Source organism: Pseudomonas sp. 05T35, from assembly GCF_056396605.1.
Genome location: NZ_JBFTLU010000231.1, coordinates 1 through 6,956, shown reverse-complemented (window position 1 = coordinate 6,956; position 6,956 = coordinate 1). Strand labels below are relative to the sequence as shown.

General features: G+C 58.3%; 7 protein-coding genes. All 7 read left to right on the top strand.

Annotated elements, in window-relative coordinates; translation table 11 throughout:
* Positions 1-676, top strand: a 676-nt coding sequence (locus AC1DH9_RS17945; protein ID WP_477808520.1) for a substrate-binding domain-containing protein, incomplete at its 5' end; no start/stop codon positions are given.
* A complete protein-coding gene (locus AC1DH9_RS17940; protein WP_427542427.1) occupies positions 660-1,664 on the top strand; it encodes an ABC transporter substrate-binding protein in 1,005 nt (334 codons plus the stop codon). The genes AC1DH9_RS17945 and AC1DH9_RS17940, both read left to right, overlap by 17 nt.
* Before the next feature lie 15 nt (positions 1,665-1,679).
* Positions 1,680-2,534 carry an ABC transporter permease gene (locus tag AC1DH9_RS17935; protein WP_427542430.1) on the top strand — a complete coding sequence of 285 codons (855 nt, stop codon included), beginning with the start codon at positions 1,680-1,682 and terminating at the stop codon, positions 2,532-2,534.
* A complete protein-coding gene (locus AC1DH9_RS17930) occupies positions 2,531-3,325 on the top strand; it encodes an ABC transporter permease (protein WP_427542433.1) in 795 nt (264 codons plus the stop codon). Before AC1DH9_RS17935 ends, AC1DH9_RS17930 begins: the two co-directional genes overlap by 4 nt.
* Complete coding sequence (locus AC1DH9_RS17925) at positions 3,322-4,353, top strand: ABC transporter ATP-binding protein (protein ID WP_427542436.1); 1,032 nt, start codon at positions 3,322-3,324, stop codon at positions 4,351-4,353. The genes AC1DH9_RS17930 and AC1DH9_RS17925 overlap by 4 nt, the downstream gene beginning before the upstream one ends.
* Before the next feature lie 23 nt (positions 4,354-4,376).
* The gene (locus tag AC1DH9_RS17920; protein WP_427542439.1) at positions 4,377-5,207 is read left to right on the top strand and encodes a phosphodiesterase; all 831 of its coding nucleotides are present in this window, start codon (positions 4,377-4,379) and stop codon (positions 5,205-5,207) included.
* 190 nt (positions 5,208-5,397) lie between these two features.
* Entirely contained in the window at positions 5,398-6,717 is a 1,320-nt protein-coding gene (locus AC1DH9_RS17915; protein WP_427542442.1) for an OprD family porin, read from the top strand.
* Positions 6,718-6,956 lie beyond the last annotated feature (239 nt).

The window sequence follows — 6,956 nt, the reverse complement described above, 5'->3', positions numbered from 1 at the left end:
GGTTGACGGTCTGGTCCTGACGGTGACCGATGCCAATAGCAACCGCGTGCTGCAAAGCCTCGCCAGCGAAGACACACCCTTTGTGTTGGCCTATCACCAGTCCGGCAATCCGGACTACAGCACCGTGTCGGTGGACAACCGCACGGGCATGGCGCTTGCCACTCGATATCTGCTGGAGGCGGGGCACTGGAAGATAGGCATGGTCGCAGGTCCTGCCTTGCAGTCCGACCGCGCCCGCCTGCGTCACGCCGGTTATTGCGACGCGATGCGTGAGGCCGGTCTCGACAGCCTGCCGGTGATCGAAATGCCCGCCCATACCCAGGCTGACTTTGCCGCCATCGAGCCGTTACTCCACGGCCCGCAGGCACTCAGTGCGCTGGTCTGTTCCAACGATTTGCTGGCAATCAGCCTGATTGCGGAACTACGGCGCAACGGCTGGAACGTGCCCCGGCAGATTTCGATCATTGGCTTTGACGGTATCGCCCTTGGCACCCAGATGCATCCGACGCTGTGCAGCGTTGTTCAACCCATCGCGATGCTTGCTTGTACCGTGATCGATCAATTGTTGGCGCAGATCGCTGGCGCCGCACCGGTTTCCCATTGCCTGCCTTGCCATATCCGGCCGGGCGAAAGTACTCAACCCTACGAGGAGATGCGTGATGATTCGCTTCTATAAAACCCTGGCGACATTGCTGCTATGTGGCGTGGCCAACCTGGCCTTGGCCGCCGAAACGGCGATTTGCTACAACTGCCCGCCGGAGTGGGCGGACTGGGGCACGCAACTCAAGGCGATTGCCAATACGACGGGCGTGCAGGTCCCGCTGGATAACAAGAACTCCGGCCAGGCACTGGCGCAGTTGGTAGCCGAACAAGCTGCACCGGTAGCCGATGTGGTGTATTACGGCGTCACCTTCGGTTTGCAGGCGCAAAAGGCCGGCGTGGTCGGCACTTATAAACCCAAGGGTTGGGAGCAGATTCCTGCTGGCTTGAAAGACCCGCAAGGTCACTGGTTTGCGATTCACTCCGGCACTTTGGGCATCATGGTCAACGTCGATGCACTGGGTGGCTTGCCGGTGCCGCAAAGCTGGAGTGATCTGCTCAAGCCGGAATACAAAGGCATGGTCGGTTACCTTGACCCGTCCAGCGCTTTTGTCGGCTATGTCTCGGCGGTGGCCATCAATCAGGCCATGGGCGGTAGCCTGGATAACTTCACGCCAGCCATCGATTACTTCCAGAAACTTGCGAAAAACGCCCCCATCGTACCCAAGCAGACGGCTTATGCCCGGGTGCTGTCCGGCGAGCTGCCAATTCTGGTCGATTACGACTTCAACGCCTATCGGGCGCGTTACAAGGACAATGCCAACGTCGCGTTCGTGATTCCCAAGGAAGGCAGCATCAGCGTGCCTTACGTGATGAGCATGGTCGGCAATGGCCCACATCGGGCCAACGCCGAGAAGGTGTTGGATTTCGTCCTCTCCGATCAAGGTCAGGCACTGTGGGCCAAGGCGTATCTGCGGCCGGTACGAGCGACGAAGATGCCTGCGGATATTGCCGCACAGTTCTTGCCGGACAGCGACTACGCCCGGGCCGGCGTGGTCAACTATGAGCAAATGGCGGCGGCGCAGGAAGCCTTCTCCGCGCGGTATCTGAGAGAGGTCAAGTAAGTGACGGCCTCGGTAGTGAGCACTCGGAAAGTACCTGTGGGGCAGGCCATCGTCCCGTCCCTGCGGCCGACCGCTGCCTGGTCGCTGGTGCCTGCAGCAACGGTGCTGTTCGCGTTCTGGTTATTGCCACTGGCGCATCTGATTGTGCTGGGTGGGCAAAGTCGCGATGGCAGCGCGAGCGGTTATTGGCAGGTGCTTAGTAGCGCGCAATATCTGGGCAGTCTGGCGCAGACCTGCATGCTTGCACTTGTGGTGACCCTCGCGGCGCTCTTGGTAGGTGGCATCAGTGGGGTGTTTCTCGCTCGCCAGCGCTTCTTCGGCCGCTCGGCCTTGGTCGCCTTGTTGACCTTCCCGCTGGCGTTTCCCGGCGTGGTGGTCGGTTTTCTGGTGATTCTGCTGGCCGGTCGCCAAGGGTTGTTCGCCACCCTTGGCCTTGAGCTGGCGGGTGAGCGCTGGGTTTTTGCTTATTCATTAATGGGGTTGTGCATTGGCTACCTGTACTTCTCGATTCCGCGGGTGATCCTCACGGTGATGGCGGCTTGCGAAAGCCTGGATCGCAGCCTGGAGGAAGCCGCCCATTCACTGGGGGCGGGTCATTGGCGAGTGGTCTGCGATGTCATCGTGCCCGGTTTGGCGCCGGCGTTGATCTCGTGCGGGGCGATCTGCTTTGCAACCTCTATGGGGGCGTTCGGTACGGCGTTCACGCTGGGCACTCGGCTGAACGTGACTCCCGTGGCGATCTACAACGTGTTTACCAACTACGCCAATTTCGCCGTGGCCGCCGCGCTGTCGGTGGTGTTGGGCGCGCTGACCTGGGCCGTGCTGTTGCTGGCCCGGCGGCTGGTCAAACAATCGAGGACGGTCTTGTGAAACGCTCAACGCTGTTTGTCGGGCAACTGGCTTTTACCTTGCTGGTCTGCGCGTTCATGTTGGTGCCCGTGCTGATGTCGCTGTTGGCCGGGTTGACGCGTAATTACTTCCAGGGGATTTCAAGCGGGCTGACGTTCGATTGGCTGGTGCAAGTCTGGCAGGCCTACTCTCCGACCGTCTGGCTATCACTGCAACTGGCTGCGGCCTGTGCGCTATGTGTCTGTGTGGTTGGCGTACCAGCGGCTTACGCGCTGGTACGGATGAACAACCGCTTCAGCCGCGCGTTCGAGGAGTTGATGGTGTTGCCGGTGGCGATGCCGGGTCTGGCAAGTGCTTTGGCATTACTGCTTACCTATGGTCAGTTCGGTGGGTTTCGAAGCAGTTGGTTATTCATTCTCGTTGGTCATGTGTTGTTCACCCTGCCATTTCTGGTGCGCCCAGTGATGGCAGTGATGCAGCGCCAGCATCTGCCGGTCCTGGAGGAGGCCGCGGCCAGCCTTGGGGCCGGGCCGCTCCGGCGTTTCTTCAGTGTGGTGGTGCCCAACTGCCAGGCAGGGATTCTCGCCGGGGTGTTGATGGTTGTTACCTTGTCGCTGGGTGAGTTCAACCTGACCTGGATGCTTCACACCCCGCTGACCAAGACATTGCCGGTAGGGTTGGCCGATAGCTATGCCTCGGCCAGGCTGGAAGTCGCCAGCGCCTACACGCTCATATTCCTGCTGATGATCGTGCCGCTACTCATTGCATTACAGGCCATCAGCGCCCGTCTTTCCCGTGGAGAAAAACGATGACCGGAACCACCATTCGCCTGGAGGGTTGCCGCAAGGCGTTCTCCGATGGCACCGTTGCCGTACATGATCTGAACCTGACCGTCGAAGCAGGGGAAACCCTTGCGATACTCGGCCCGTCGGGTTGCGGTAAAACCACGACGTTGCGTTTGATCGCGGGTCTGGAGCGACCGGACGTAGGGCAAGTGTTTTTTGGCGACAGTGACGTCACACGCCTGCCCATCGAGCGTCGTGACGTGGGCATGGTGTTCCAGAACTACGCGTTGTTTCCGAACCTGGATGTGGCCGGCAACATTGTCTACGGTCTGAAAATTCGTGGCCTGTCACCCGTCGAACGCAACAAGCGTTGCTCGGAATTGCTGGAGCTGGTGGGTCTGCAGGATCACGGCAAGCGCAGCATTCATGAGCTGTCCGGCGGTCAGCGCCAGAGGGTCGCCCTGGCCCGTGCCCTGGCACCTCGACCTCGGGTGTTGCTTCTCGACGAACCCTTGGCTGCATTGGACGCTCAGTTGCGTGAACGCTTGCGCAGCGAGTTGGATCAGCTGTTACGCGGTTTGGGAATTACGTCGGTGTTCGTCACCCACGATCAGGGTGAAGCCATGGCGCTGGGCAACCGCATCCTGGTCATGGAGCGCGGTCGCGTCGCGCAGTTGGCCAGCCCGAGAGAAATCTATCAGCAACCAGCCAACGCTTTCGTCGCCAGTTTCGTGGGTAACCTCAATGCGTTCCCGGTAATCGAGCGCACGTCCCATGGCTTGAAAGTCAGTGGCGGTGAATTGCCATGGAATGGCGACAATCTGCCCGCCACTGTGTATTGCCGCCCCGAGCATCTGCGGGTGATGGAGAGCCAGGGGCATCTGCGCGGGTGTCTGGTGGGGCAGTTTTTTCAGGGTGCCCAAAGCCGTTTGTTGGTTGATGTCGGCGCCGCACAACCCTTGTTGGTGGACAGCACCGATGGCGTTATCCACGCCCCCGGCGCGCTGATTGCCTTGGCCGTCGAGCCACAAGTGCTGTTCACCCTGCAATCGTGATGTTTTGCTTTTAGAGGCCTATTTTGAACCGTCCGTTTCTCATTGCACAGCTCAGCGACCTGCACCTTAAAGCGGGTCAGCGACTGACTTATGGTGTCGTCGATACCCTTGGCGCGTTGCGTCGGGCTGTCGATCATTTGAATGCCAGCGATCCGCGTCCCGACATCGTTGTGATCAGTGGCGACCTGGTGGACTTCGGTCGTCCAGATGAATATGCCGTGTTGCGATCCGAACTCGCACGACTGTGCATACCTTTCTACCTGGTGCCCGGTAACCACGACAAACGCGAGCATCTGAGGGCAGCATTCGCCGATCACACCTACTTACCGATATCCACCGGTGCACCACTGGATTGGGTGGTTGAGGAGTATCCGTTGCGGCTTATCGGTCTGGACACGACCATTCCCGATGCCCATGGCGGTCAGTTGCTGGACAGCCAATTGCGCTGGCTGGATGAACAACTGTCGCATCGTCCCGATGCACCGACATTGTTGGTTCTGCATCACCCACCGTTCATCAGCGGCATTGGTCATATGGACCGTGAGCCGTTCATCAATGCATCGGCGCTGGAGCAGGTCATTGCCCGTCACCCGCAGGTGGAGCGTTTGCTGTGCGGGCATTTGCATCGGCCGATGCAGCGACGTTTCGGTGGCAGCCTGAGTTGTGTGTGCCCCGGCATCTCACATCAAGTGGTGCTGGATCTACAGCAATCCGCCCCGGCACATTTCAATCTGGAACCACCCGGTTATCTGCTGCATCGCTGGCATACGCAGGCGCTGGTGACCCACAACGTCGTGTTTGGCGAGTACCCCGGACCGTATCCGTTTTATGACGCTCATGGATTGATCGACTGACGACACAGGGACTTTCAAGGCACTTTTCTGACAGGGTTTTTCGGAGGTTTTAACCAACATCACGCTCTGTTGATCAGCGACATTTCTTGATGATTATTTAACGCATTGGCCAATCGCCTGATTGGCCGAGTGCTTCCTGCTGCCTTTTTAATGTGCCCGGAACATAGGTTTCGCGCTGGAGTTCGTCCTGATGAAAGCCACATTTCAAGTATTAAGTTTTTTGACCGGCGGCCTGAGTATTGCCATGAGTCCCTTGGCGTCTGCCGATTTTATTAACGACAGCAAAGCCAACTTGAATTTGCGCAACTTCTATTTCAACAACGATAACCGTGATGGTGCCGCCGCGCCTTCAAAGACTGAAGAATGGGGGCAGGCCTTCATGCTCAATTATCAATCCGGGTTCACCGACGGCACCGTGGGGTTTGGTCTGGACGCTATCGGTCTGCTGGGTTTGAAGCTCGACAGTGGCACAGGTCGTCACGTTGGCGGCTCAATGTTTCCCAACGACGGTGACCGGGCTGCGGACCAATGGAGTCGTGCCGGTGCAACGGCCAAGATGCGCTTCTCCAAGACTGAATTGCGTTACGGCACCTTGCAACCGAAGTTACCGATTCTGGTCTCCAACGATGGTCGCCTGTTGCCGCAAACCTTCGAGGGTGGACAAGTCACCAGCAATGAAATTGACAATCTGACCTTCACCGCCGGTCAACTTGAACACGCCACCGGACGTGCTTCCAGCGATAGTTCAGGTCTGGCAGTTGCAGGCGGTACCCGGGAAAGCAATAAATTCATCTTTGCCGGTGGCGATTACAAACTGACCAAAGACCTGACCGCCCAGTATTACTACGCCACTCTCGAAGACTATTACCAGCAGCACTTCGCCGGTTTGCTGCATGTGTTGCCGATGGGTGAGTACGGCTCGCTGAAAACCGACCTGCGTTATTTCAAGACCACGTCCAATGGCAAGAACAGCAGCGTGGCCGGTCGCGCCAGTGGATACAAGATCGGCGGCTATACCAAAGACGGTAGCGGTGAAATTGACAACGACACGTGGAGCGCGGCATTCATTTATTCATTGGGCGGCCACGCGATTACGGCGGGGTATCAAAGCGTTTCGGATGGCAGCAATTTTGCGCAACTCAATCAGGGCGGTCTGGTGGGTAAAGGCGAAGCGGGTGCCAGCCTTTATCTCTACACCGACCGCACCATTCAGACATTCATCCAGGCGGGTGAGCGCACGGCATTCGCGCAGTACGCCTATGACTTCGCAGCGCTTGGCGTTCCAGGCTTGAAGGCATCGGTGATGTACCTCAAGGGCGACAATATCAAGACTGCGAGCGGCAAGGACGCAACCGAATGGGAGCGCGATATCGCTCTGGACTATGTGATCCAGAGCGGCGCATTGAAGAACGTGGGTTTCGGCTGGCGTAACGCGATGTCCCGGAGCGATATCGCTCGCGACCAGGATCAGAATCGCCTGATCGTGAGTTATACGATTCCGTTGATGTAAGGGGTGATGTATTGACGAACCCCTGGAACATTAATTTATCTGACGGGCATTGATTGCCTTTAAAGCGAGCAGCTACTTTTGGCCCTGGCAGAGTAAAAGCGCACCCATCAGAAGGCTGCAATGGGGCAGGGCGCGATGATCCACGATCACAGTCGTGTCACGGGGCTGCACCGGCAGCGTTCAGACTGGAGTTTGTCCACTGCGCAAGGGTTCGATGTCTGTGCGCAGGACAGTGCCCA

Coding starts and splice junctions, on each gene's coding strand:
- AC1DH9_RS17940 (WP_427542427.1), top strand. CDS start 660: ATGATTCGCTTCTATAAAACCCTGGCGACATTGCTGCTATGTGGCGTG.
- AC1DH9_RS17925 (WP_427542436.1), top strand. CDS start 3,322: ATGACCGGAACCACCATTCGCCTGGAGGGTTGCCGCAAGGCGTTCTCC.
- AC1DH9_RS17915 (WP_427542442.1), top strand. CDS start 5,398: ATGAAAGCCACATTTCAAGTATTAAGTTTTTTGACCGGCGGCCTGAGT.